Below are 24,333 nucleotides of genomic sequence, written 5' to 3' on the forward strand. Positions count from 1 at the left end.
CGACTATCGGGCCAGTCTAGCACGGGGGCGGGCTTCGGTAAATCATCACCGGCCCGTGAACGCCGCAGGTCGGGCAATCCTGACCAGCGGATGCGCGTCGCGCGGGGCCAGTTCCAGCAGTTCGGCGCTGCCCGGCCCGCTCCAGCTGCAGCCGGCCACGCGCCAGAAGGCGAAGATCAGGCCGAGGCGGCGGAAGCTGTAGTCCAGCGCCGCGGCAAAGTCGCCCGGCCGCGCCTCGGCCATCTGCAGGGGCCAGGGCGCGAATTCGAACACCGGGCCGCCGATGCCGATGCACTCCGCCGGGATGCGGTCCGAGACGACGAGGCAGCGGAAGCCGCGGTCCCGGCAGAAGGCGCGGTGCGCCGCCAGCCGGTCGTCCAGCCCGCCGCGGTCGCCGAAATGCACCAGCGCCCAGGCCGCCCCGGCCTTCGCCGCGGGGGCGTCCCGGCCGAGGGCGGCGGCGGCCGTCCTTCCGGCCCTGATCGCGCGGGCGACGCGGCGCAGCATCGCGGGCCTCCGGTGCAAGGACATGGACAGAATTCCCGTCCCCCCTATAGTGACCGTCTATTCCACGACGTGGCAATCATGGATTTCGACATTCTGATCGCCGGCGATTTCCGCTTTCCCGGCGGCACCTCGACCTCGGTCGCCTCCGAGGTGCGGGCGCTGGCCGGGGCGGGCTACCGCACCGGGCTGCTGGCGCTGGCGACGGCGCCGCTGGCCGGCAACCGGCCGATCCATCCCGAGATCCGGGCGCTGCACGACAGCGGCGCCGCGCCGCTGGTGCCGCCGGGCAGGCCGGTGGCGGCGCGGCTGTGCTGCCTGCACCATCCCGCCGCCTTCGCCGCGCTGCCCGCCGTGCCGCCGCTGGTCACCAGCCGCCAGCGGATCATCGTCGCCCATCACCCCTGCACCGATGCCGCGGGGGTCGGGCAATACGACGTGCGCCGGGTCTCGGCCCTGGTGGCCGAGCTTTTCGGCCCGGCGGTCTGGGCGCCGGTCGGGCCCAAGGTGCGCGAGACGCTGCTGCGCCTGCCGGTGCCGCCGCCGCTGACCGAGGAGGACTGGCACAACATCCTCGACCCCGGGGATTTCGCCGCGGCGCGCCAGCGGCTGCCGCGCGGGCGGCCGGTGATCGGGCGGCACAGCCGGCCGCAGCCCGACAAATGGCCGGACGACCGGCAGACCTTCCTCGCCGCCTATCCCGACGATCCCGGCGTGACCGTGCGGCTGATGGGCTGGTCCGAGGCGCTGCAGCCTGTGGTCGGCCCGCGCCCGGAGAACTGGGAGGTGCTGCCCTTCGGCGCGCTGCCGGTGCCGGCCTTCCTGGGCTCGCTGGATTATTTCTCCTATTTCCACGGCTCCGCCTGGATCGAGGCCTTCGGCCGCGCGGTGCTGGAAGCCATGGCTTCGGGCCTGATCTGCCTGCTGCCGCCGGATTTCCGCCCGCTGTTCGGCGAGGCCGCGGTCTATTGCCGGCCCGAGGAGGTGCTGTCCCATGTCCGCCGGCTGGAGGCCGATCCGGCGGCCCGGCAGGCGCTGGCGGAGCGGGCGGTGGAGACGGTGCGGGACCGCTTCGGCCCCGCCCGCGCCGTTGACCGGGCCGAGGCGCTGATCGGCCCGCCCGCCGCCCGCCCTGCGCCCGCGGTCGCCGCCGCGGCTCCGCGCGGCGGGGGTATCCTCTACTTCACCTCCAACGGGGTGGGCATGGGCCACCTGACCCGCTGCATGGCCACCGCGCGGCGGCTGCCCGCCGGAACGCCCGCCGCCATCGTGACGATGAGCAAGGCCTTCGAGGTGGCCCGCGACGAGGGGATCGCGGTGGAATACCTGCCCTATTTCCGCGCCGCCAGGCTGGACGACAAGGTCTGGGCGGACAAGCTCTGCGCCGAGCTGACCGAGATCCTGCGCTATCGCGCGCCCGATGTCTTCGTCTTCGACGGCAACGTGCCCTACAAGGGGATGCGCGCGGCGCTGGAGCGGTTCCCGGCGGTCTGGAAGGTCTGGCAGCGCCGGGCGCTGTGGCGGCCGGAGGTCGGCCGGGCCCATCTGGAGCACGCGCCCTTCTTCGACGTGGTGCTGGAGCCGGGCGAACTGGCCGCGCCGGTGGACCGCGGCCTGACCACGGCGCAGGAGGCGGCGGCCTTCCGGGTGCCGCCGGTCTGCTTCCTCGATCCCGGCGAGGCGCTGCCGCGCCGCGCGGCCCGGCAGGTGCTCGGGCTGGACCCGGACCGGCCGGCGGTGCTGCTGCAACTCGGCTCGGGCAACAACTTCGACCTGGGCGGGCCGGCGGCGACGGTCTTCGACATCGCCGATCCGGCGGCGGGCGGGCAGGGGGTGCAGGTGGTCTGGGCCCGCTGGCGGATTTCCGAGACCAGCGCGCCCCTGCCGCCGCATGTCCGGGTGCTGGAGACCTTTCCGATCTCGCGCCATCTCGCCGCCTTCGACTGCGCGGTGGCGACGGCGGGCTACAACACCTTCCACGAGAACATCGCGGCGCATCTACCGACGCTGTTCGTGCCGAACGACCACCCCGAGCAGGACGAGCAATGGCTGCGGGCGGAATATGCCGCGCTGCGCGGGCTGGCGCTTTGCGCCCGGGCCGAGGACCCCTACGGCTTCCGCCGCGCGTTCGAGCAGTTGCGCCGGCCGCAGACCCGCGCCCGCCTGGCCGCGGCCTGCGCGGCGGCGGCGCCCCGCAACGGCGCGGCGCAGGCGGCCGCGTTCCTGCACGGCCTTGCCCTGACGCGCAAGCGCAGCCCGCTGGCGTTCCGGCTGCCGGGGGAGGGCGGGCGATGACGGCGGCGCGGGTGACGGTGGGGATGCCGGTCCTGAACAACGCCCGCACGCTGGAGCGCGCCATCGCCTCGGTGCGGGGGCAGGGGCTGGCCGACTGGCGGCTGGTCATCAGCGACGACGGCTCCACCGACGGCAGCGACCGGATCGCCGAGGCGGCGGCGGAGGCGGACCCGCGCATCCGCCTCTTGCGCCAGCCGCGGCGCCTGGGCTTCATGAACTTCCGCGCCCCGCTGGACCTGGCCGACACGCCCTTCTTCGCCTGGCTGGCCGGCGACGACCACTGGCATCCCGATTTCCTGTCGCTGACCCTTGCCGCGCTGGAGGCCGCCCCGGCGGCGTTCTCCGCCCTGCCGCAGGCGGCCTTCATCGGCCCGCCGGAACAGCCGGTGCCCAACCTCGATTTCCTGCGGGGCGGGGCGGCCGAGAGGGTCCGGCGCTTCCTGGCCCATCCCGGCGGCACCCGCATCTACGGGCTGATGCGCACCGCGGCGGTGAAGGCGGCCTTCCCGCCCCGGCCGTTCAACGCCTGGGACTGGTATCTGATGGTGGCGCTGCTGGCGCAGGCGCCGCAGCTGTCGCTGCCGCAAAGGCTGCTCTACCGGGAGGAGACGCCTTGGGTCCGCTATGCCGAGATGGTGGACGACCTGACCGGCCGCTGGCTCTACCGCCGTTTCCCGATCCTGGAGATGAGCCTGCACCTCCTCCGCGACCGGCGGATCCCGGCCGGGGCGCTGCGGGCGCTTTGGGCGCTGAACCTGCGCAAGCACGAGGAATATGTCGCGGTGAACCAGCCCGAGACCTTCGAGCGGCGGCGCTGGCTCTACCGCAGCCTCGGGCTGCCGAAGGCGGCGCGGGCACGCAAAGCGGCGCCGCCGCCGCCGCGGCTGACCGCGATCCTGACTTTCCGCAACGCCGCCCGCACCCTGCCGGCGGCGCTGGACCATCTGGAATCGCTCGGCTGCGCCGTCGTGGCCATCGACCATGGCTCGACCGACGGCAGCCGCGCCATCGCCGCGCAGCGGCTCGGCCCCGGCGGCAGGATCGTCGATGCGCCCTGGACCGGCACCTTCGACCTGCGCGCGCAGCTTGGGCTGAAGCGCGGGATCATCGCCGGGCTGGCGGGCGGCTGGGTGCTGCACGCCGATGCCGACGAATTCCTCGATCCGCCCGTGGGGCGCAGCCTGGCGGACAGCCTGGCCCGGGCGGAGCGCGAGGGCTGGATCGCCTTTCCGGTCGAGGAGCGGCTGTTCGTGCCGCGGCTGGAGGACGAGGAGCACGATCCCGACAGCTTCCCCGCCACGATGACCGCCCATGTCCCGATGCGCGAGCGCAACCCCAAGCAGCGGCTGTTTCGAGCCGATGCCGACCTGGGCCTGTGGATGCGGACGGGCGGCCATACCGTCACGCTGGACCCGGCCCGGCTGGCGCGGCCGGCGCTGGTGCTGCGGCATTACCCCGGCCTGTCGCTGGACGACCTGCGGGCGCAATACCTGTCCCGGGTGTTTTCGCCCGCTGACCGGGCGCGGCTTTGGCACGCAGGGCGGATCGCGTCCCGCGGCTTCGACATCGGCGCGCCCGATCCGGCGCTGTTCGACGGGGCGCCCGTTCCCGTCGCCAGGCTGCCCTTCTTCGTCCCGCGCCCCGACGCCGAGGAGTCTGTGTTGCCGCCGGCTGACCTTTACCTGCTGGGCGACGGCGACGAGACGCTTCCCGCGCGGGTCGCGGCGGCCCTGCCGGGGCTGCGCGGGGCGGCGGTGCAGGTCGAGGCGCTGTGGTCGATGACACGCGCCGTGCCGGTGCTGCATGTCCTGCGCCATCCGGCGGCGATCCACGGCCACGGCGTCCGGCGCAGCATGGAGCGGGCCCGCGCGGCGGACTGGGTGCGGCGGATCGCGCAGGCGCGGCAATGGGCAGTGGACCGCGAGGCGGTCTATGCCGAGGTCCGGTCCGAGGAGGCGCTGCGGCCCGAGGTCCTGCGGCAGGTGGTGCTGCGGCTGTTCCGGCCGCCGCGGGCGCGGGGGGCCGCCGGCTTCGTCGCGGGCCCGCAGGCGATTTCCCGCACGCCCTATGCGCCGCCGGTGCGCACGATCACCGGGCCGCTGGCGGCCGATCTGGGATATGGATAGCGCCCCGCCGTTTCCGGCAGGGCGCCCGGGTCGGGTCCGCGATCAGAACGGGCTGTCGGGGAAGTAGAACTGTTCCGCGTTCTCCGGCGTGATCAGGGTCGAGCCGATGATGAAGCGGCCGTAGACCGGGGTCGACGACACGAAGTGCAGCGCCGTCATCTCGATGGCCGAGGAGATCAGCGCCGGCGGATAGGTCACGTTGACCGGCAGCTGCGGGTCCTTGTCCATGATCCGCTTGACGATCTCCTTCATCCCGGCGCCGCCGATGATCCACATCTCGTCGGTGCGGCCGGCCTGTTCGATGGCCGCCATGGCGCCGATCGCCATGTCGTCGTCCGCCGCCCAGACCGCGTCGATCTGCGGATACTTGGACAGGTAGTCCTGCATCACCGTGAAGGCCTTGTCGCGGTTCCAGTCGCCGTGCTGCTTGTCCAGCACCTCGATGCCCGAGCCCTCGATGGCCTTCTCGAAGGCGTCCACCCGCTCGTTGTCCAGCGTGGTGGCGATGCCGCGCAGGATGACGATCTTGGCGCCCGAGGGCAGGTTGGCCTTGAAGTATTCGCCCGCCACGCGGCCGAAGGCCTCGTTGTCGCCGGCGACGTAGAGATCCTCGATCCCCTCGACCGAGAGGCCGCGGTCGACCACGGTGACGAACTTGCCGGCATCCTTCACTGCCTTGACCGGGCCGGTCAGCGGCTCGGATTCGAAGGGCAGCACCACCAGCGCGTCGATGTTGCGGGTGGCCAGCATGTCCTCGATGTCCGAGACCTGCTTGCCGGCCTCGCCCGCGGTGGCGAGCACGAAGTCGAGCTGGGGATAGACCTCTTCCAGCCGGGCGATGGTTTCCTGCGCGTGCCAGTTCAGCCCGCCCATGAAGCCGTGGGTGGCCGAGGGGATCGACACCCCGATGACATAGGTCTTGTCGTCCTGCGCCACGGCCGTGGTCGCCAGCCCGGCCGCCAGCGCCAGCGCTGCGGTGGCCCCGAAGAACTCTCTGCGTTTCATGGTCTCACTCCTCCCGATGTGCCGCAGGGGATGCGGCGGGTTGATCGCCCCCGCGCCCTCAAGGCGCGCGGGGGCCTTCCGTTCACCGCCCCTCGGCGGATGTCTTCTTGCGTTGCAGCACCACCGCCAGCACGATGATGACGCCCTGGATCGCGCCGTTCAGATAGGGCGAGACCAGGTTGGCGAGGTTCAGGATGTTGCCGATCAGGGAAAGGATCAGCACGCCGACCACGGTGCCCCAGACCCGGCCGAAGCCGCCCTTCAGCGCGGTGCCGCCGATGATGACCGCGGCGATGGCCTCCAGCTCCCACAACAGCCCGGTGGAACCGGAGGCGGAGCCGAGGCGCGGCACGTAGAGGATGGTCGCCAGCCCGACCAGCAGGCCGAGGAAGACGTAGGTCAGCAGCTGGATACGCTCCACCTTCACCGCGGAATAGCGCGCCACCTTGTCGTTCGACCCGATCGCCTCGGAGTAGCGGCCGAAGCGGGTGTGGCGCATGGCGATCTCGCCGATCACCACCACCAGCGCGAAGACGATGATCGGCCAGGAGATGCCGAGGATGCCGCCGTAATAGATCGGCCCGATGTATTCGCGCATGGCGAAGTCCAGCGACAGCGTGCCGCCGTCGGCCAGCCAGGTCACCAGCGAGCGGAAGATGCCCATGGTGCCGAGGGTGACGATGAAGGGCTCGATGCCCACCCGGGTGACGAGAAGGCCGTTGGCCAGCCCGGCCAGCAGCCCGACGGCCAGGGCGACCCCTATCCCGATCAGCGCCAGCGGCAGGCCGACGCCGAGGCTGGGTTGCAGCGCGTTCATCGCCAGGATCACCATCCCGGCCACGAAGGCCGCCATCGAGCCGACCGAGAGGTCGAGGCCCCCGGAGGTGATGACGAAGGTCATCCCCACCGCGATCATGCCGATGAAGGCCGACCGTGCCAGCACGTTGGTGATGTTGCCCGCCGACAGGAAATTGTCGTTCAGCGAGGCCCCCAGCACGATCAGCAGGATCAGCGCCGCCAGCGGCCCGAGGGTGGAGAGGGAGAGGTTACGCATTCTCGGTGGCCTTCTCGCTTTCGCTGGTGCCCATGACCAACCGCACCACGGCGGTCTCGGTGATCGCCGCGCCCTCCAGCACGCCCGCCACCCGGCCTTGCCGCATCACCATCACGCGGTCGGACAGGCCGAGGATTTCCGGCATGTCGGAGGAGATGACGATCACGCTGCGCCCCTCGCGGGCGAGGCGGTCGATGAAATGGTAGATCTGGCTCTTGGTGCCGATGTCGATGCCGCGGGTGGGCTCGTCGATGATCACCACCTCCGGCTCCGGCAGCATGGTCTTGGCCAGCAGCAGCTTCTGCTGGTTGCCGCCCGACAGGTTCCCCACCGCCATGTCCCGCTTCGGCGCGCGGATGTCGAAATCGGCGATGGCCTTGCCGAGCGCGGCCTCCTCGGCCGCGCGCGACAGGAAGGGGGTGCCGAAGCGCTTCAGGGTGGACAGCGTCAGGTTCTCGCGCAGGGTCTTGTCGAGCAGGAGCCCGCGTTCCTTGCGGTCCTCGGTCAGGTAGGCGAGGCCGTGGTCCTCGGCATCCGACAGCGAGCGCAGGCTGACCTCGGCGCCGTTGCGGCGGAGGGTGCCGGTATGCGGGCGCAGCCCCACCAGCCCCTCGGCCAGTTCGGTGCGGCCCGAGCCGACGAGGCCGGAGATGCCGAGCACCTCGCCCCGCCGCAGCGAGAAGCCGATGCCTTCCACCAGCGGCGGCACGGCGAAATCCTGAACCTCCAGCACCACCGGGCCGAAGTCGGTCCGCCGCGGCGGGTAGATGTCCTTCAGGTCGCGGCCGACCATGGCGGTGGCCATGCCGTCCTCGGTCAGTTCGCCCCTGACCGCCCGGCGCACCACCGCGCCGTCGCGCAGCACGGTGATGCGGTCGGCCAGATGGTCCACCTCCTCCAGCCGGTGCGAGGTGTAGAGCAGTGCCACCCCCGCCGCCCGCAGCCGGTCGATCTGGCGGAACAGCACCTGCACCTCGTGCGAGGTCAGCACCGCCGAAGGCTCGTCCATGATCAGCACGCGGGCGTTGCGCGACAGCGCCTTGGCGATCTCCACCATCTGGCGGTCCGAGACCGGCAGATCGCTGACCCGCGCATCCGGGCCGACCCGGCATTCCAGTTGCTCCAGCAGCGCCTGCGTTGCCTGCCGCATCGCCTTGTGGTCGAGGAAGAATCCGCCCATCTCGCGCCCCAGCCAGATATTCTGGCTGACGGTCAGGTCCTGCGCCAGGTTGAATTCCTGGTGGATGACGACGACGCCCCGGGCTTCGGCCTCCGGCCCGCTGTGGAAACGGGCGGGGGCGCCGTCCAGCAGCACCTCGCCCGCGGTCGGTTGCAGGAAGCCGCCGAGGACCTTCATCATCGTCGACTTGCCGGCGCCGTTCTCGCCGATCAGGGCATGGACCTCGCCCGGATGCAGATCGAAGTCGATGCCGTGCAACACCTCGATCGGGCCGAAGCTTTTCGTCACATCCTTCAGGGCGAGGGCAGGGGTCATGGCTTCACCCAGGCCGCGTTGCGCCGGGCCGACTGCACGCAGGCGGCGACGAAGCGTATCCCGGAAAGGCCGTCGGTCAGGGTGGGGTAGGTCACCTCCGCCGGCGGGGCCTCGCCCGCCTCATGGGCGCGGATGGCGCGGGCGGCTTCCGCGTAGATGGTGGCGAAGGCTTCCAGATAGCCCTCGGGATGGCCGCCGGGGACGCGGGAGACCCGCTGCGCCTCCGGATCGGCCCCGGCGCCGTTGCGGGTCAGCAGCCGCTTCTCGCCGCCGAAGGGGGTGAACCACATCCGGTTCGGGTCCTCCTGCGCCCATTCCAGCCCGCCCTTCGTCCCATAGACCCGCAGCCGCAGCCCGTTCTCGTTGCCGGGCGCGACCTGGCTGGCCAGCAGCGTGCCCCGCGCGCCGTTCGCGTAGCGCAGCATCACATGGGCGTTGTCGTCCAGCACCCGCCCGGGCCCGAAGGAGGAAAGGTCGGCGGCCACCGCCTCCGGCTCCATCCCGGTGACGAAAGCGGCAAGGTTCCAGGCATGGGTGCCGATGTCGCCGAGCGCACCGCCGAGGCCCGCCCGCGCCGGGTCCACCCGCCATTCGGCCTGTTTCGACCCGGCGGCCTCGGCCGGCTCGGTCAGCCAGTCCTGCAGGTATTCCACCTGCACCAGCCGCAAGGTCCCCAGGTCGCCGCGCGCCACCATGGCGCGAGCCTGCCGCACCAGCGGATAGCCGGTGTAGTTGTGGGTCAGCACGAAGAGGGCCTTCGACTTCTCCGCCGCCTGCGCCAGCTTCTTCGCCTCGGCCAGGGTCGCGGTCAGCGGCTTGTCGCAGATCACATGGATTCCGCGCTTGAGGAACTCGATGGCGGGGCCGGTGTGCATGTGGTTGGGCGTGACGATGGCGACGGCGCGGATGCCGTCCTTCCGCCGCGCCTCGCGGATCGCCATCTGGCGGTAGTCGTCGTAGATGCGGGCCGGGTCCAGCCCCAACTCCGCCCCCGAGGCGCGGGATTTCTCCGGCGTCGAGGACAGCGCCCCGGCCACCAGCCGGAACCGGCCGTCCAACCGCGCCGCGATGCGGTGGACGCCGCCGATCAGCGCGCCCTGGCCGCCGCCGACCATGCCGAGCGGGATTTCCTGCATCTAACCCTCCAGTCCCAGCATCCGGCGGTTCGCGGCGCGGTCGGTGCCGGCGCTGGCGAAATCGTCGAAGGCCTTGTCGGTCACCCGGATGATGTGCCGCTTCACGAATTCCGCCCCCTCGCGGGCGCCGTCCTCGGGGTGCTTCAGGCAGCATTCCCATTCCACCACCGCCCAGCCGTCGAAGCCGTATTGCGCCAGTTTCGAGAACACCGCGCCGAAATCCACCTGCCCGTCGCCGGGGCTGCGGAAGCGGCCGGCGCGGTCCACCCAGGGCTGGAAGCCGCCGTAGACCCCTTGCCGCCCGGTCGGGTTCAACTCGGCATCCTTCACATGGAACATGCGGATGCGGGAATGGTAGATGTCGATGTTCTGAAGGTAATCAAGGTGTTGCAGCACGTAATGCGACGGGTCGTAGAGCATGCAGGCCCGCGGGTGGTTCCCCACCCGGTCGAGGAACATCTCGTAGCTGGCACCGTCGTGCAGGTCCTCGCCGGGGTGGATCTCGTAGCAGATGTCCACGCCCTCCGCCTCGGCATGGTCGAGGATCGGGCGCCAGCGCCGCGCCAGCTCGTCGAAGGCTTCCTCGACCAGCCCGGGCGGGCGCTGCGGCCAGGGGTAGAGATAGGGCCAGGCCAGCGCGCCGGAGAAGGCCGCCATCGCCTTGAGGCCGAGGCGGCGCGAGACGGTCAGCGCCTTCTTCACCTGATCCGTCGCCCAGTCCTGCCGCGCCTTCGGATTGCCGCGGACATGGGGGGCGGCGAAGCCGTCGAAGGCGGCGTCATAGGCGGGGTGGACGGCGACCAGCTGGCCCTGAAGATGCGCGGAAAGCTCGGTGATCGCCACGCCGGCCTCGGCGGCCTGTCCGGCGATCTCGTCGCAATAGTCCTGCGACCCGGCGGCGCGGTCGAGGTCGAGGAAGCGGGCGTCGCCGGAGGGGACCTGCACACCAAGGTAGCCGAGGTCCGCGGCCCATTTCGCGATTGCAGGCAGGGTGTCGAACGGCGCGGCGTCGCCCGAGAACTGCGCCAGAAACAGGCCCGGGCCCTTCAACGTTCGCATCCTGCCCCCTCCCAAGCGCGATGTAATCGGTTGCAGACACGATAATCCCGCGATGTAATCGGTTGCAAATGATTCCTTCCGCGGAATCGCAATTGTGCGGCGCGGGGCCTCGTCATAGGGGTTGGCGATGAAGAACGACCGGCCACGGATCAGGGATGTCGCACGGCTCGCTGGGGTCTCCACCGCCACCGTCAGCCGGGTGCTGTCCAACCCCGAGGTGGTGGCGCAGGAGACCCGAGCCTCGGTCCAAAGCGCCATCGCCGCCACCGGCTATCGGCTGAACCAGGCGGCGCGCAACCTGCGCCACCGGCGGACCGGGGGGATCGTCGCGCTGGTGCCGAACCTCGCCAACCCGTTCTTCGCGCAGATATTATCGGGGATCGCCTCGGTCCTCGGTCCCGCCGGCTACAACCTGCTGGTCGCCGATACCTCGGCCGATGGCGCGGGGCGGCTCTTGGATTATGCCGAGCCGTCGCGGGCCGACGGGCTGATCGTGCTGGACGGCGCGCTGCCCGCCGCGGCGCTGACCGGGCGCGTCCCGCTGGTCGAGGCCTGCGAATGGGTGCCGGGCCTGTCCGCGCCGCGGGTCAAGATCGACAACCGCGCGGCGGCGGGGCTGGCGGTGGACCACCTGGCCGACCTCGGCCACCGCCGCATCGGCCATGTCGCCGGTCCGCCCGGCAACGTGCTGAGCATCGCCCGCCTCGGCGGCTTCCGCGACCGGCTGCTTGCCCGCGGCCTGCCGCTGGACGGGGCGGCGGTCTACCAAGGCGACTTCTCGCTGGATTCCGGGCAGGCGGCGGCGGCGGAATGGCTGGCGCAGCCGCCGGGGGAACGGCCGACCGCGGTCTTCCTCGCCTCGGACGCCATGGCCTGCGGCTTCATCGCCGAGGTGCAGCGCCACGGCCTTGCGGTGCCGCGCGACCTGTCGGTGATCGGCTTCGACGACATCGAGCTGGTCAGCCACGTCTGGCCGCCGCTGACCACCATCCGCCAGCCGCGCCGGCTGATCGGCCGGGCCGCGGCCGAGCGGCTGCTGCGGCGGCTGGAGACCCGCGACACCGAGGACGACGACACCATCCTGCCGGTGGAGCTGGTCGTCCGCGGCAGCACCGCCGCCCCGGGACCGGCCCTCGGATAACGAATTCGTCACTTCCAGCCGCGGAAGGCCCAAAAAATCACGGCAACTTCTTGAAACCGTGGCGCAAAGCGGGTCATAAGCCGGAAGGAACAGCCGACCAGACAACCCAGATCGAAAACCGCCATCTTGCGGTGCCGTCCTTCCTGCATCCGTCGGGCGGGGCGCCGCACGGAAACCGGAGCCCGGAGAAAGGTGCCATGACGCGCCAATGATCGAAGAGAACCTGATCCTCATCCTCGCCCTGCTGCCGTTCCTGGCGGCGGTCATCGCCAGCACGCTGTCCACCACGGCGCATGGCGCGGCGGCATGGGTATCGGGCCTGCTTCTGGTCTGCGGTCTGGTCATCCTTGCCGTGCTGCACGGCCCGATCGCGGCGGGCGAGGTGGTGCGGGGCACGATCCGCTGGATCCCCTCGCTGGGGCTGAACCTGTCGTTCCGCATGGACGGCTTCGTCTGGCTGTTCGTGACGCTCGTGTTCGGCATCGGCATCCTGGTGCTGATCTACGCCCGCTACTACCTGTCGAAGACCGACCCTGTGCCGCGGTTCTATGCCTTCCTGATGGCCTTCACCGGGGCGATGGTGGGGATGCTGATGTCCGGCAACATCGTCATGCTGGTGGTGTTCTGGGAACTGACCTCGCTGCTGTCGTTCCTGCTGGTCGGCTACTGGCACCAGGGCCAGGCGGCGCGCGACGGGGCGCGGATGGCGCTGATCGTCACCGGGGCGGGGGGGCTGTGCCTGCTCCTGGCGATGCTGATCCTCGGCCAGATCGCCGGCAGCTACGATCTCGACCGGGTGCTGGCCTCGGGCGAGGCGGTGCGGGCCGATCCGCTTTATGCGCTGGTGCTGGGGCTGTTCCTGCTGGGCTGCTTCACCAAGTCGGCGCAGATGCCGTTCCATTTCTGGCTGCCCGGCGCGATGGCGGCGCCGACGCCGGTCTCGGCCTTCCTGCATTCGGCGACGATGGTGAAGGCCGGGGTGTTCCTGCTGATCCGCTTCTCGCCGGTGCTGGGGCAGACCGAGCTGTGGTTCTTCGCCGTCACCGGCACCGGGATGCTGACGCTGCTGCTGGGGTCGTTCTTCGCCCTGTTCCGGCACGACCTGAAGGGCCTTCTGGCCTATTCCACCATCAGCCACCTGGGCCTGATCACCGCGCTGGCCGGGATCGGCAGCACCGGGGCGATCCTCGCCGCGATCTTCCACATCGTGAACCATGCGGTGTTCAAGGCCAGCCTGTTCATGGCGGCAGGGATCATCGACCACGAGACCGGCACCCGCGACATGCGCCGGCTGAGCGGGCTGATGCGCTACATGCCCTTCACCGGCACCCTGGCCATCGTCGCCGCCGCCGCCATGGCGGGGGTGCCGCTCCTGAACGGCTTCCTGTCGAAGGAGATGTTCTTCGCCGAGGCGGCGGACTGGCACAACGGCACCTGGCTGGACAATTCGCTGGCCTCGCTGGCCACCGCCGCCGGGGTCTTCGCGGTGGCCTATTCGCTGCGCTTCATCGCCACGGTGTTCTTCGGCCCGCCGCCCGAGGACCTGCCGCGCACCCCGCACGAGCCCGCCGCCTGGATGCGCCGCCCGGTCGAGGCGCTGGTGCTGGCCTGCCTGGTGGTCGGCATCCTGCCGGGGCTGACGCTGGGGCCGACGCTGAACCTGGCCGCCCGCTCGGTGCTGGGGGCCGACCTGCCTTACCGCGACATCGCCATCTGGCACGGCATCAACCAGCCGCTGGTGATGAGCTTCGTCGCCCTGGCCGGCGGCATCATGCTCTACCTCGTCTTCGGCAACCGGATCGCCGCCGGGCCGGAGGGGCCGCCGCTCTTGCACCGCCTGCGGGCGCAGCGCCTTTACGAACGCGCGCTGCTGGTCTTCACCTGGAAACTGCCGCGCAGCCTGCACCGCATCCTGGGGACCGAGCATCTGCAGCCGCAGCTGCGGCTGGTGGTGCTGCTGGCCTTCTCGGCCGGCTTCGTCACGCTCTGGGGCGTGCTGCGGTTGGCGCCGAACCCGGTCGGCAATGCGCTGAACCCGGCCTTCGCACTGATGTGGCTGGCCGGCGCCGCCTGCGCCATGGGCGCGGCCTGGCTGGCCAAGTATCACCGCTTCGCCGCGCTGGTCCTTCTGGGCGGGGCGGGGGCGGTGACCTGCCTGACCTTCGCCTGGCTCTCTGCCCCCGACCTGGCGGTGACGCAGCTTCTGGTCGAGATCGTCACCACCGTGCTGCTGCTCCTTGGCCTGCGCTGGATGCCGAAGCGGCTGGAGGAGATCGCCGAGGACAAGCTTCTGCCCGCCCGCCTGCGCCGGCTGCGCGACCTGGTGATCGCGCTGGTCTCCGGCACCGGGCTGGCGGCGGTGGCCTATGTGATGATGACCCGCCCGCCGGTGCCGAACAGCGTCGGCGACTGGTTCCTGCGCAACGCCTATACCGAGGGCGGCGGCACCAATGTGGTCAACGTGATCCTGGTGGACTTCCGCGCCTTCGACACCTTCGGCGAGATCACCGTGCTGGCCATCGTCGGCATCACCGTCTACGCCCTTCTGCGCCGCTTCCGTCCCGCGCCGGAAAGCGTGGACCACCAGAACCAGCGCGACGAGACCGAGACCGAGGAACTGGCCGAGGCGCTGCTGGTCCCGTCGGTGATCATGCGCTGGATGTTCCCGGCGCTGATCGTGATGGCGGGCTACCTGTTCTTCCGCGGCCACGACCTGCCGGGCGGCGGCTTCTCGGCCGGGGTGACGCTGTCGATCGCCTTCCTGCTGCAATACCTGGCCCATGACGTGCGCTGGATCGAGGCGCGGCTGACCGTGCTGCCGATCCGCTGGATGGGGGTGGGCCTCCTGATCGCGGGGCTGGCCGGGATGGGGTCCTTCCTCTTCGGCTATCCCTTCCTGACCGCCCATGCGCAATACGTGGACCTGCCGCTGGTCGGCAAGGTGCCGGCGGCGACGGCGATGATCTTCGACCTCGGCGTCTTCGCGCTGGTGGTGGGGGCCATCGTGCTGATGCTGGTCGCGCTGGCGCACCAGGCGCTGCGGATCGCCCGCCTGCAGGAACGCGAGACCGCCCGCCCGCCCGAGAAGGTGGCCGCGAAGCTGGCCGGCAAGATGGGGGCGCGCTGATGGAGGCCGTCCTCTCCGCCGCCATCGGCATCCTGGCCGCCTCGGGCATCTGGCTCTTGCTGCGGCCGCGCAGCTTCCAGGTGATCGTCGGGCTGTGCCTCTTGTCCTATGCCGTCAACCTGTTCATCTTCGCCATGGGCCGGCTGGCCATCGGCGCGCCGCCGATCATGCCGCGCGGCGGCTTCGTCAATCCGGCCGCCTATGCCGACCCGGTGCCGCAGGCGCTGGTGCTGACCGCCATCGTGATCAGCTTCGCCACCACGGCGCTGTTCCTCGTCGTGCTGATCGCCGCCCGCGGGCTGACCGGCAACGACCATGTCGACGGCGAGGAGCGCGCGCCATGATCTTCGCGCCCGAACACCTGATCATCGCGCCGGTGCTGATCCCCTTCTTCGCCGGGGCGCTGCTCTTGATCTACGCCGACCGGCAGCGGCAGGCGAAGATGCTGATCAGCCTGGTCTCGGTCGGCGCCATGCTGGTCGCGGCGGTGGAGCTCTTGATCCGGTCCAAGGGCAACGGGCTGACCGGGGGCAACGACATCGGCTTCTACCTGCTGGGGGACTGGGCCTCGCCCTACGGCATCATCCTGGTGGTGGACCGGCTGGCGGCGATGATGCTGGTGCTGACCGCGCTGCTGGCGCTGCCGGCGCTGGTCTATTCGGCGGCCGGCTGGCACCGGCAGGGCCAGCATTTCCACGCCATGTTCCAGTTCCTGCTGATGGGGTTGAACGGCGCCTTCCTGACCGGCGACCTGTTCAACCTGTTCGTGTTCTTCGAGGTGCTGCTGGCGGCCTCCTACGGCCTGCTGTTGCACGGCGGCGGCCAGCTGCGGGTGCGGGCGGGGATGCATTACATCGCCATCAATCTGGCCGCCTCGCTGCTGTTCCTGATCGGCGTCAGCCTGGTCTATGGCGCCACCGGCACGCTGAACATGGCGCATCTGTCCAACCTGGTGGCCGGGCTGCAGGACCAGCAGCGCGCGCTGTTCCATGCCGGCGCCGCGATCATGGGCATCGCCTTCCTGGTCAAGGCCGGGATCTGGCCGCTGTCGTTCTGGCTGCCCACGGCCTATATGGCCGGGGCCGCGCCGGTGGCCGCGGTCTTCGCCATCATGACCAAGGTCGGCGTCTACGTCATCCTGCGGCTGTCGATGCTGATGTTCGGCGCGGGGGCAGGGGCCTCGGCCCAGTTCGGCGCCGGGGTGCTGATCGCCGGCGGCATGGCCACCGTCGCCTTCGGCCTTCTCGGCGTGCTGGCCTCGCAGGGGCTGGGGCGGATGGCGGCGCATCTGGTGCTGGTCTCCTCCGGCACGGTGCTGGCCGCCACCGGCTTCACCGTCGCCGGGGCCAGCCCGCAGATCCTGGCCGGGGCGCTGTTCTACCTGCTCGGCTCCACCCTCGCCACCAGCGCCCTCTTCCTGCTGATCGAGCCGATGAGCCGCGAGGAGGGCGGCATCGCCGCCATGCTGGCGCTGACCGCCGACGCCTATGGCCTGGACGAGCGGGAAGAGGACCGCCAGCCCGAGATCGGCATCGCCATCCCCGGCACGCTGACGGTGCTGGGCCTGTGCTTCGGCGTCTTCGCCATGGTGCTGGCCGGGCTGCCGCCGCTGCCGGGCTTCATCGGCAAGTTCGGCATCCTGCGCGGGCTGCTCGGCTCCACCGCCGTCAGCCCGGTGATGAGCTGGGCCTTCACCGCGCTCTTGCTGCTGGCCGGCTTCGCCACGCTGATCGGGCTGGTCCGCATCGGCATCCAGACCTTCTGGGCCAGCGACGGCGAGCCGCCGCGCGTCTTCGCGCAGGAATTCGCCCCGATCCTGCTGCTGGTCGTGCTGCTCCTGGTCCTGACCGTCAAGGCCGATGCCGCCATGCGCTACATGCAGCAGACCGCCAATGCGCTGCTGCAACCCTCGATCTATGCCGAGGGCGTGCTCGGCGCGCCGCGGGCGGCCGAGAACGGCGATGCGAAGGCGGAGGGCGCAGAATGAGCCGCTTCCTGCCCCATCCGCTGCTGTCGCTGGGCCTGGTCTTCGTCTGGCTGCTGCTGACCCGCTTCTCGCTGGGCCACCTGATCCTGGGCACGGTGATCGCCGGTTTCGCCGGCTGGGCCTTCGCCCGGATCGAGCCCGACCGCCCCCGCATCCGCGCCTATCTGCCGCTGGTCCGGCTGGCGCTGGTGGTCGGCCTGGACATCATCCGCTCCAACTGGGCGGTCGCCTTGCTGATGCTGACCAACGGCCGGCACGGCGCCCGCAATTCCGCCTTCGTCGAGATTCCGCTGCGCCTGCGCGATCCGGTCGGGCTGTCGCTCCTGGCGATGATCGTCACCGCGACGCCGGGCACCGCCTGGCTGGAATACGATGCCGAGACCGGCGTCCTGCTGCTGCATGTTTTCGACATGATCGAGACGGACGACTGGCCGGCCCTGATCTGCGGCCGCTACGAGGCCCGCCTGCTGGAGGCTTTCGAGGAATGACCAGCGCCACCCTCCTGTGGATCGCCCTGACCTATGCCCAGACCATGCTGGCCATCGCCGGCTGCCTGGCCACCTGGCGGATGTGGAAGGGTCCCCGCGCGCAGGACCGGGTGCTGGCGCTGGACTGCCTCTACATCACCACCATGCTCTTGTTCTTCGTCACCGGGATGCGGCTGGACACGCCGTTCTTCTTCGAGGCCTCGCTGGTCATTGCCATCGGCGGCTTCGTCTCCAGCCTGGCGCTGGCCAAGTTCCTGCTGCGCGGCGAGGTGATCGAATGACCCCGCTCGATTCCCTGCCGCTCTGGCTGGCGGCCCCCGTGGCGGCGCTGCTGGTGATCGGCAGCACGCTGACCGTGCTCGGCGCCTTCGGCCTGGCGCATCTGCGCAGCTTCTACGACCGCATCCACGCCCCCACCCTGGGCACCAGCTGGGGCACGGCGGCGATCCTCTTGGCCTCGATCCTGGCCTATTCCTGGGTGCAGGAGCGGCTGGTGGTGCACGAGATCGTCGTCGGCATCTGCGTGATGGTGACGACGCCGGTGACCACGATGCTGATCGGCCGCGCCGCCCTGCACCGCGACCGCAAGGAGGGCGCCGCGGGCGTGCCGCCCTCGCGCCGCGCCCGCGGCGGCGCGGCAAAGGGCTGACCGGGGCAGGGCGCCGCACCTGCCGGGCCGGGGCTTGACGAGGCCGGCCAAGTCGCGCTTTGCTGTCGGCGATGGTTCCCGGGCGGAGTCCGCTCCTCCGGGTGAAAAGGGAATGCGGTGCGGCGCCTCCGGGCGCCAAGGCCGCGACTGCCCCCGCAACTGTAAGCGGCGAGCCTGCCCCCGCAAGACCACTGGCCCCTCGGGGCCGGGAAGGTGGGGAAAAGGCCGCGACCCGCGAGTCAGGAGACCTGCCATCGCCAGATGAACCCATGACCCGGGCGGGGTGCCCCGGAAGGAGCTTGCGATGGACCATCCCCGGCCGCCCGCGGCCAATCCCTTCCTTCCGCCGCCGCAGCGGCACCAGCTGCATCTCTGCCGGGACTGCCGCCACACCGGCCGGCCCTGCCTTGCCGGCCTCGCCCTGCTGGAGCGGCTGCGCGCCGCCATCGCCGCCTCCGGCGCCGAGGAGGGGTTCGAGATCTCCGGCTCGGCCCGGCTGGAGAGCTGCGACCGTCCCTGCACCGTGGTCTGGCAGGTCTCGGCCGGGGCGGCCTGGCTGTTCGGCGATGCCGATCCCGCCGGGGACATCGGCGAGATGGTGGCGCAGGCCGGACACGGCGACCTGCCGCGCGAGGGCGGCCCCGCAGCGGTGATCGCCACCCGCGCGGGGGCGATCCAGTGACCCCGGCACCAGTCGCCCCCGCCATCGAGGTCCGCAACGTTCGCTGCGGCGGCAAGGGCGCGCCGGGCAGCCTGGAGGGCGTCAGCCTCGCGGTGGCGGCGGGGGAATGCCTCGCCCTCTGCGGTCCGGCCGGATCGGGCAAGGCCACGCTGCTGCGGCTGATCGCGCGCAGGCTGCCGCCGCGGTCCGGCGCGGTCTGCCTGTTCGCGCGCGACATCTGGCTGATGTCGGCCTCCGAGGTGGCGGGCATGGTGCTGCCGCTCTCTCCCGCCGATACGGCCTTGGACGCGATGACGCCCCGGCAGATCGTGGCCGAGGCCTGCCGCCGCGGGGTGCAGGACCCGTCCCCCGCCGCGCGCTCGGCCGCCACCCATGCGGCGCTGCGGCAGGCCGGGCTGGCGGCGGTGCAGGACCGGGCCTTCGGCCTGCTGCCGCCGGAGGACCGGCTGCGGGTGCTGGCCGCCCGCGCGCTGCTGCTGCGGCCGCGGATCGTGCTGCTGTCCGGGGCGCCGCGGTTGCCGGCCGGCCTGCTGGCCGATCTGCGCGATGCCGGCCTTACCGTGATGGCGGCGCTGGAGGAGGCGGCCGGCGCCGCGGCCGGCCGGGTGGTGCACCTGGACCGCGGCCGGATCGTCGCCGACAGCGCGGAGGGTGCCAAGCCGGTGCTTCACGGCAGCCTGGGGTAGGTCGGGCGGGAGAAGGCGAGGCACTGCCTCGCCCCCGCCCGTGCGTGGCGGATGCACCCGGAGACGGTGGCAGCACGAGACCCCGAGAGGCCGGCGCCCGGCCCGGCGGGCGAGAAGCGCCCGCCGAGGGCGGGGCGGGCGCTGGCCGGGCCATTGAGGCCCGGCCGGTCCCGGTTCCAACCGTCGCGCCGTGGCGAAGGCACGCGCCTTCGCCAAGCACGCAGGGGAAAGGACACCTCGCCCCCTCACAGCGCCATACCCGGCCCGCTCTTTGCCCCCGACAACGCGATCAGCCGTTCCCGCAGCCGCATCGCCAGCGGCGACAGCGGCCGGCGGCGCAGGTCCAGCAGGTAATAGGGCGAGACCCGGATGTCGTGCGGCACCCGCAGCGCCACGAAGCCGGCCGAGATCGGCGGGCGGATCAAGAGTTGCGCCACCTCGTCCGACAGAGGCGCCACCGCGTCGCTTTCGGCCAGATAGGCCAGCGTCAGCAGCACCGAGGGGCTGTTGACCACGTTCACCGGCTCGGTCAGCCCCAGCCCGGCGAAGGCCGCCAGCGCCGCCTCGCGGATCGGGGCGCCGCGGCTCTGGATGATCCATTCGTAGCCGTGCAGCTCCGTCAGCGTGACCGAGGGCGAGCGGGCCAGCGGATGGCTGGCGCGGGTCAGGAAGCTGACCTTCTCGTCGCGGATCGGCAGGATGTTGAAGGCCTGGCTGTCGAACTCGGGCAGGATGCGGCCGATGGCCATGTCCAGCTCTCCGGCCGTCAAGAGCGCCAGCAGGTCGCGCGAAGGCATGGCGTCGATGCTGATGTCGGCATCCGGTGCCTGCCGCTTGATGTCGCGCACCGCCCGCACCAGGAACTGCACCGCCGGGCCGGTGACCGCGCCGATCCGCACTGAGCCGGCAAAGCCGTGGCGCAGGTTCTCCAGGTCGCTGGCCATGCTGGCCATCTCGCGCAGCACCACCCGGGCGCGGCGCAGCACCGCGAGCCCGGCCTCGGTCGGTTCCATCCCGCGGGGCTGGCGCAGGAACAGCGGCGCGCCGACCTGCCGCTCCACCTCGGCCAGCATCCGCGAGGCGGCGGGCTGGGTCATGCCGAGCGCCTCGGCCGCGGATTGCAGCTGGCCCTGGTCGGCGATCTCGCGCAGCAGTTGCAGCGCGGCGGGCTTCAGCATCAGGCGGGCGGCGGTCTTCGGCATATCAATTCCGCTATGCAGATGGGTGCAAAAGTCATTTTACCCGCATGTCAGGGAAAAGCTATGTCTGGGCAGCGTCTTTTTTGGAGGGGGAGGACCGGGATGTTCCTGTCGCAGATCCGGCAAGCCGACGGCGCCCGCGCCGTGGTGGCGCGGGACGGCGGGCGGGCGCATGTGGTGCCCGGCGCGGCCTCGACCCGCGATCTGGCTTTGGCCGCCCTTGCCGCCGGGCGCGGGCTGGCCGAGGAGGTCGCCGCGCGCGGGCAGGGGGCCGAGGTCGACCTGCCCGCGCTGCTGGCGCAGGGCAGGGTGCTGCTGCCGCTGGACCATCCCGACCCGGCGCATCTGCACCTGACCGGCACCGGGCTGACCCATCTCGGCTCGGCCTCTGCCCGCAACGCCATGCACGCCAAGGCCGACCCCGAGGCGATGACCGACAGCATGAAGATGTTCCGCATGGGGCTGGAGGGCGGCAAGCCCGCCGCCGGCGCCATCGGCGTGCAGCCGGAGTGGTTCTGGAAAGGCAACGGCGCCCACGCCGTCGCCCCCGGCGCGCCGCTGGTCTCGCCCGGATTCGCGCTGGACGCGGGCGAGGAGCCGGAGGTGGCGGGGCTTTACCTCGTCGCCCCGGACGGCACGCCCTGGCGTCTCGGCTTCGCGCAGGCCAACGAGTTTTCCGACCATGTGACCGAGCGCGGCAATTACCTCTGGCTGGCGCATTCCAAGCTGCGCCCGGCCAGCTTCGGCCCCGAGATGCTGGTGGGCGACCTGCCGGCGCATGTGGAGGGCAGCAGCGCCATCCTGCGCGACGGCCGGGTGATCTGGGAAAGGCCGTTCCTGTCGGGCGAGGACAACATGTCCCACAGCCTGGCCAATCTGGAGCACCATCATTTCAAGTATGACCTGTTCCGCCGGCCGGGCGATGTGCATGTGCATTTCTTCGGCACCGCCACGCTGAGCTTCGCCGACGGCATCCGGGCGGAGCCGGGCGACGAGTTCCGCATCCATTGTCCCGCCCTCGGCCTGGCGCTTTCCAACCCGCTGGACCAGCGGCCGGGCGAGGATGCCCCGGTCGGCGTCCGACCGCTGTGAGGCAGGCGATGACCCATATCCCCCATGGCAGGCACCTGATCGCCGGCGAATGGACCTGCTCCGCCGCCACCTTCGCCTCCGCCCCGGCGCAGGGGCCGGCGCATCGCTTCGCCCGCGGCGATGCCGCGCTGGTCGACCGGGCGGTGCGGGCGGCGGAAGCGGCGTTCGCGGAGTTCGGCTGGACCGAGCGCGAGACCCGTGCCGCCTTTCTGGAAGCGGTGGCGGAGGAGATCGAGGCCCGCGGGTCGCAGATCACCGAGATCGCCCAGCAGGAGACCGGCCTGCCCGCGGCCCGGCTGGAGGGCGAGCGCGGGCGCACCACCGGCCAGTTGCGGCTCTTCGCCGGGCATATCCGCAAGGGCGACTACCTCGACCGCCGCCACGACCCGGCGCTGCCCGACCGCCGGCCCGTGCCGCGGCCCGACATCCGGCTGATGCAGCGGCCCATAGGCCCGGTGGCGGTGTTCGGCGCCTCCAACTTCCCGCTGGCCTTCTCGGTGGCCGGGGGCGACACCGCCTCGGCCTTGGCGGCGGGCTGCCCAGTGGTGGTCAAGGGCCATCCCGCCCATCCCGGCACCGGCGAGATCGTGGCCGAGGCCTTCCACGCCGCCATCGCCCGCAGCGGGATGCCCGCGGGGGTGTTCTCGATGATCCATGGCGACAGTCCCGAGGTCGGCGCCGCGCTGGTCACCCATCCGCTGATCCGCGCCGTCGGCTTCACCGGCAGCACCCGCGGCGGCAAGGCGCTGTTCGACCTTTGCGCTGCGCGGCCCGAGCCGATCCCCTTCTTCGGCGAATTGGGCTCGATCAACCCGGTCTTCCTGTTGCCCGGGGCGCTTGCCGCCCGGCCCGAGGCGCTGGCACAAGGCTGGGCCGCCAGCCTGACCATGGGCGCGGGCCAGTTCTGCACCAATCCGGGGCTGGTGGTGGTCGAATCCGGCCCCGCCGCCGACGCCTTCCTGCACGCCGCCCGGGCCGCGCTGGAAACCGTCGCGCCGCAGGTCATGCTGACCGAGGGCATCGCCGCCGCCTATGACAGCGGCGCGGCCCGGTTGGCCGCTGAGGCGCAGGTGCTGCTGCCGGGCTGCGCGCAGGAGCGCCGGGCAAGCCCGGTGCTGCTGGCCGCGACGGCGGAGGAGTTCCTCGCCCGTCCCGCCCTCGGCGAGGAGGTGTTCGGGCCGCTCGGCCTGGTTGTCACGGTGCCGGAAGCCGGGGAGATGCCCGGCTTCGCGCAGCACCTGCAAGGGCAGCTGACCGTCACGCTGCACATGGAGCAGGACGACACCGATCTGGCCCGGCGCCTGCTGCCGGTGCTGGAGCGCAAGGCGGGCAGGGTGCTCGCCAACGGCTGGCCCACCGGAGTGGAGGTCTGCGACGCCATGGTCCATGGCGGCCCCTTCCCGGCCAGCACGAATTTCGGCGCGACATCGGTGGGGACGATGGCGATCCGGCGCTTCCTGCGCCCGGTCTGCTACCAGAACCTGCCCGCCGCGCTGCTGCCGCAGGACCTGGCCGGATGATCCGGCCCGGCTGACCACCGCCGGGGCGCGCATCGCCCCGGCCCCGGATGCCGGAGGAGGAACCGGCGCCGCAAAACCCAAGGGAGGATCCCATGACCATCAAGACCCTGCTTTCCACCGTGGCCTTCGTCGCCCTCGGCGCGACTTCGGCCATGGCCGAGAAGGTGATCGGCTTCTCGCAGATCGGCTCGGAATCCGGCTGGCGCGCCGCCGAGACCACGCTGACCAAGGCCCAGGCCGAGGAGCGCGGCTACCAGCTGCAATTCTCGGACGCGCAGCAGAAACAGGAAAACCAGATCGCCGCGATGCGGTCCTTCATCGCGCAGGGCGTGGACGCGATCCTGATCGCCCCGGTGGTCGCCACCGGCTGGGACGCCGTGCTGCAGGAGGCGAAGGAGGCCGAGATCCCGGTGGTGCTGCTGGACCGGATGGTGGACAGCGACCCCTCGCTCTATCTGACCGCCGTCGGCTCGAACCTCGTCCACGAGGGCGAGGTCGCGGGCCAGTGGCTGGCCGAGACGGTGGGCGACAGGGACTGCCGCATCGTCGAGTTGCAGGGCACCACCGGATCGTCCCCCGCCATCGACCGCAAGAAGGGCTTCGAGCAGGGCATTTCCGGCCACGACAACCTGAAGATCGTGCAAAGCCAGACCGGCGACTTCACCCGCTCGCTCGGCAAGGAGGTGATGGAAAGCTTCATCCAGGCCGAGAACGGCGGCAAGGACATCTGCGCGCTCTACGCCCATAACGACGACATGGCGGTGGGGGCGATCCAGGCGATCAAGGAGGCCGGGCTGAAGCCGGGCGAGGACATCCTGATCGTCTCCATCGACGGGGTGCCGGACATCTTCAAGGCCATGGCCGACGGCGAGGCCAATGCCACGGTGGAGCTGACCCCCAACATGGCCGGCCCGGCCTTCGACGCGCTGGAGGCGTTCTGGGCCGACGGCACCGAGCCGCCGAAGTTCATCCAGACCGAGTCGAAGCTGTTCACCCAGTCCGACGATCCGGCCGGGGAATATGAGGCGCGCAAGGGCCTGGGTTACTGATAGGCTGATCCCCGGGCCGGCTGCGGCCCGGGGCATCCC

The 24,333-nt window shown here is 71.3% G+C and carries 21 protein-coding genes and 1 riboswitch; of the genes, 14 read left to right on the forward strand and 7 right to left on the reverse strand.

What is annotated here, in order from left to right:
- Positions 1-45 precede the first annotated feature (45 nt).
- Entirely contained in the window at positions 46-507 is a 462-nt protein-coding gene (locus tag G5B31_RS11605; RefSeq protein ID WP_165017659.1) for a hypothetical protein, read from the reverse strand.
- A 78-nt stretch (positions 508-585) separates the two neighbouring features.
- On the opposite strand from G5B31_RS11605, the gene G5B31_RS11610 reads away from it, so the two are divergent.
- Together G5B31_RS11610 and G5B31_RS11615 are read left to right on the forward strand one after the other, a co-directional pair.
- Complete coding sequence (locus G5B31_RS11610) at positions 586-2,799, forward strand: glycosyltransferase (protein WP_165017662.1); 2,214 nt, start codon at positions 586-588, stop codon at positions 2,797-2,799.
- Positions 2,796-4,925, forward strand: coding sequence for a glycosyltransferase (locus tag G5B31_RS11615; RefSeq protein WP_165017665.1), 2,130 nt, complete (start codon positions 2,796-2,798; stop codon positions 4,923-4,925). The genes G5B31_RS11610 and G5B31_RS11615 overlap by 4 nt, the downstream gene beginning before the upstream one ends.
- Positions 4,926-4,967: 42 nt before the next feature.
- Here the strand turns inward: G5B31_RS11615 and G5B31_RS11620 are convergent, their stop codons facing one another.
- The 5 genes from G5B31_RS11620 to G5B31_RS11640 all read right to left on the reverse strand — a co-directional run bounded on the left by G5B31_RS11620 (position 4,968) and on the right by G5B31_RS11640 (position 10,674).
- Positions 4,968-5,930, reverse strand: coding sequence for an ABC transporter substrate-binding protein (locus tag G5B31_RS11620; RefSeq protein WP_165017668.1), 963 nt, complete (start codon positions 5,928-5,930; stop codon positions 4,968-4,970).
- A gap of 82 nt (positions 5,931-6,012) precedes the next feature.
- Positions 6,013-6,984 carry an ABC transporter permease gene (locus G5B31_RS11625; protein WP_165017671.1) on the reverse strand — a complete coding sequence of 324 codons (972 nt, stop codon included), beginning with the start codon at positions 6,982-6,984 and terminating at the stop codon, positions 6,013-6,015.
- Entirely contained in the window at positions 6,977-8,479 is a 1,503-nt protein-coding gene (locus G5B31_RS11630) for a sugar ABC transporter ATP-binding protein (protein WP_165017676.1), read from the reverse strand. The genes G5B31_RS11625 and G5B31_RS11630 overlap by 8 nt, the downstream gene beginning before the upstream one ends.
- Entirely contained in the window at positions 8,476-9,615 is a 1,140-nt protein-coding gene (locus tag G5B31_RS11635) for a Gfo/Idh/MocA family protein (RefSeq protein ID WP_205911905.1), read from the reverse strand. Before G5B31_RS11635 ends, G5B31_RS11630 begins: the two co-directional genes overlap by 4 nt.
- Positions 9,616-10,674 (reverse strand): sugar phosphate isomerase/epimerase, encoded by a 1,059-nt coding sequence (locus tag G5B31_RS11640; RefSeq protein WP_165017679.1) that lies wholly within the window; start codon positions 10,672-10,674, stop codon positions 9,616-9,618. It abuts the gene before it with no gap.
- Between the two features lie 127 nt (positions 10,675-10,801).
- On the opposite strand from G5B31_RS11640, the gene G5B31_RS11645 reads away from it, so the two are divergent.
- The 9 genes from G5B31_RS11645 to G5B31_RS11685 all read left to right on the forward strand — a co-directional run bounded on the left by G5B31_RS11645 (position 10,802) and on the right by G5B31_RS11685 (position 19,434).
- Positions 10,802-11,815 (forward strand): LacI family DNA-binding transcriptional regulator, encoded by a 1,014-nt coding sequence (locus tag G5B31_RS11645; protein WP_165017682.1) that lies wholly within the window; start codon positions 10,802-10,804, stop codon positions 11,813-11,815.
- A 208-nt stretch (positions 11,816-12,023) separates the two neighbouring features.
- Complete coding sequence (locus G5B31_RS11650) at positions 12,024-14,942, forward strand: monovalent cation/H+ antiporter subunit A (RefSeq protein WP_165017685.1); 2,919 nt, start codon at positions 12,024-12,026, stop codon at positions 14,940-14,942.
- Positions 14,942-15,286, forward strand: coding sequence for a Na+/H+ antiporter subunit C (locus G5B31_RS11655; protein ID WP_165017688.1), 345 nt, complete (start codon positions 14,942-14,944; stop codon positions 15,284-15,286). Before G5B31_RS11650 ends, G5B31_RS11655 begins: the two co-directional genes overlap by 1 nt.
- A complete protein-coding gene (locus G5B31_RS11660) occupies positions 15,283-16,929 on the forward strand; it encodes a monovalent cation/H+ antiporter subunit D (protein WP_165017691.1) in 1,647 nt (548 codons plus the stop codon). The genes G5B31_RS11655 and G5B31_RS11660 overlap by 4 nt, the downstream gene beginning before the upstream one ends.
- The gene (locus G5B31_RS11665) at positions 16,926-17,417 is read left to right on the forward strand and encodes a Na+/H+ antiporter subunit E (RefSeq protein WP_165017694.1); all 492 of its coding nucleotides are present in this window, start codon (positions 16,926-16,928) and stop codon (positions 17,415-17,417) included. Before G5B31_RS11660 ends, G5B31_RS11665 begins: the two co-directional genes overlap by 4 nt.
- Complete coding sequence (locus G5B31_RS11670) at positions 17,414-17,698, forward strand: K+/H+ antiporter subunit F (RefSeq protein WP_165017697.1); 285 nt, start codon at positions 17,414-17,416, stop codon at positions 17,696-17,698. The genes G5B31_RS11665 and G5B31_RS11670 overlap by 4 nt, the downstream gene beginning before the upstream one ends.
- Entirely contained in the window at positions 17,695-18,066 is a 372-nt protein-coding gene (mnhG, locus tag G5B31_RS11675) for a monovalent cation/H(+) antiporter subunit G (RefSeq protein WP_165017700.1), read from the forward strand. The genes G5B31_RS11670 and mnhG overlap by 4 nt, the downstream gene beginning before the upstream one ends.
- A gap of 55 nt (positions 18,067-18,121) precedes the next feature.
- Positions 18,122-18,337, forward strand: a riboswitch (cobalamin riboswitch).
- Positions 18,338-18,370: 33 nt separating this feature from the next.
- Positions 18,371-18,748, forward strand: a complete 378-nt coding sequence (locus G5B31_RS11680) for a DUF1636 family protein (RefSeq protein ID WP_165017703.1) — start codon at positions 18,371-18,373, stop codon at positions 18,746-18,748.
- Positions 18,745-19,434 carry an ABC transporter ATP-binding protein gene (locus G5B31_RS11685; protein ID WP_165017706.1) on the forward strand — a complete coding sequence of 230 codons (690 nt, stop codon included), beginning with the start codon at positions 18,745-18,747 and terminating at the stop codon, positions 19,432-19,434. The genes G5B31_RS11680 and G5B31_RS11685 overlap by 4 nt, the downstream gene beginning before the upstream one ends.
- A gap of 245 nt (positions 19,435-19,679) precedes the next feature.
- Here G5B31_RS11685 and G5B31_RS11690 read toward each other — a convergent pair whose 3' ends face one another.
- Positions 19,680-20,636, reverse strand: a complete 957-nt coding sequence (locus tag G5B31_RS11690; protein WP_165017709.1) for a LysR family transcriptional regulator — start codon at positions 20,634-20,636, stop codon at positions 19,680-19,682.
- Between the two features lie 99 nt (positions 20,637-20,735).
- On the opposite strand from G5B31_RS11690, the gene araD1 reads away from it, so the two are divergent.
- The 3 genes from araD1 (at position 20,736) to ytfQ (ending at position 24,294) form a co-directional block, all read left to right on the forward strand.
- Positions 20,736-21,725 (forward strand): AraD1 family protein, encoded by a 990-nt coding sequence (gene araD1, locus G5B31_RS11695; RefSeq protein WP_165017712.1) that lies wholly within the window; start codon positions 20,736-20,738, stop codon positions 21,723-21,725.
- Between the two features lie 8 nt (positions 21,726-21,733).
- Positions 21,734-23,245, forward strand: coding sequence for an aldehyde dehydrogenase (NADP(+)) (locus G5B31_RS11700; RefSeq protein WP_165017715.1), 1,512 nt, complete (start codon positions 21,734-21,736; stop codon positions 23,243-23,245).
- Between the two features lie 92 nt (positions 23,246-23,337).
- Positions 23,338-24,294, forward strand: a complete 957-nt coding sequence (gene ytfQ / locus G5B31_RS11705) for a galactofuranose ABC transporter, galactofuranose-binding protein YtfQ (RefSeq protein ID WP_165017718.1) — start codon at positions 23,338-23,340, stop codon at positions 24,292-24,294.
- Positions 24,295-24,333 lie beyond the last annotated feature (39 nt).

The organism is Rhodobacter sp. SGA-6-6 (genome assembly GCF_011043545.1).
GTDB lineage: Bacteria > Pseudomonadota > Alphaproteobacteria > Rhodobacterales > Rhodobacteraceae > Pseudogemmobacter.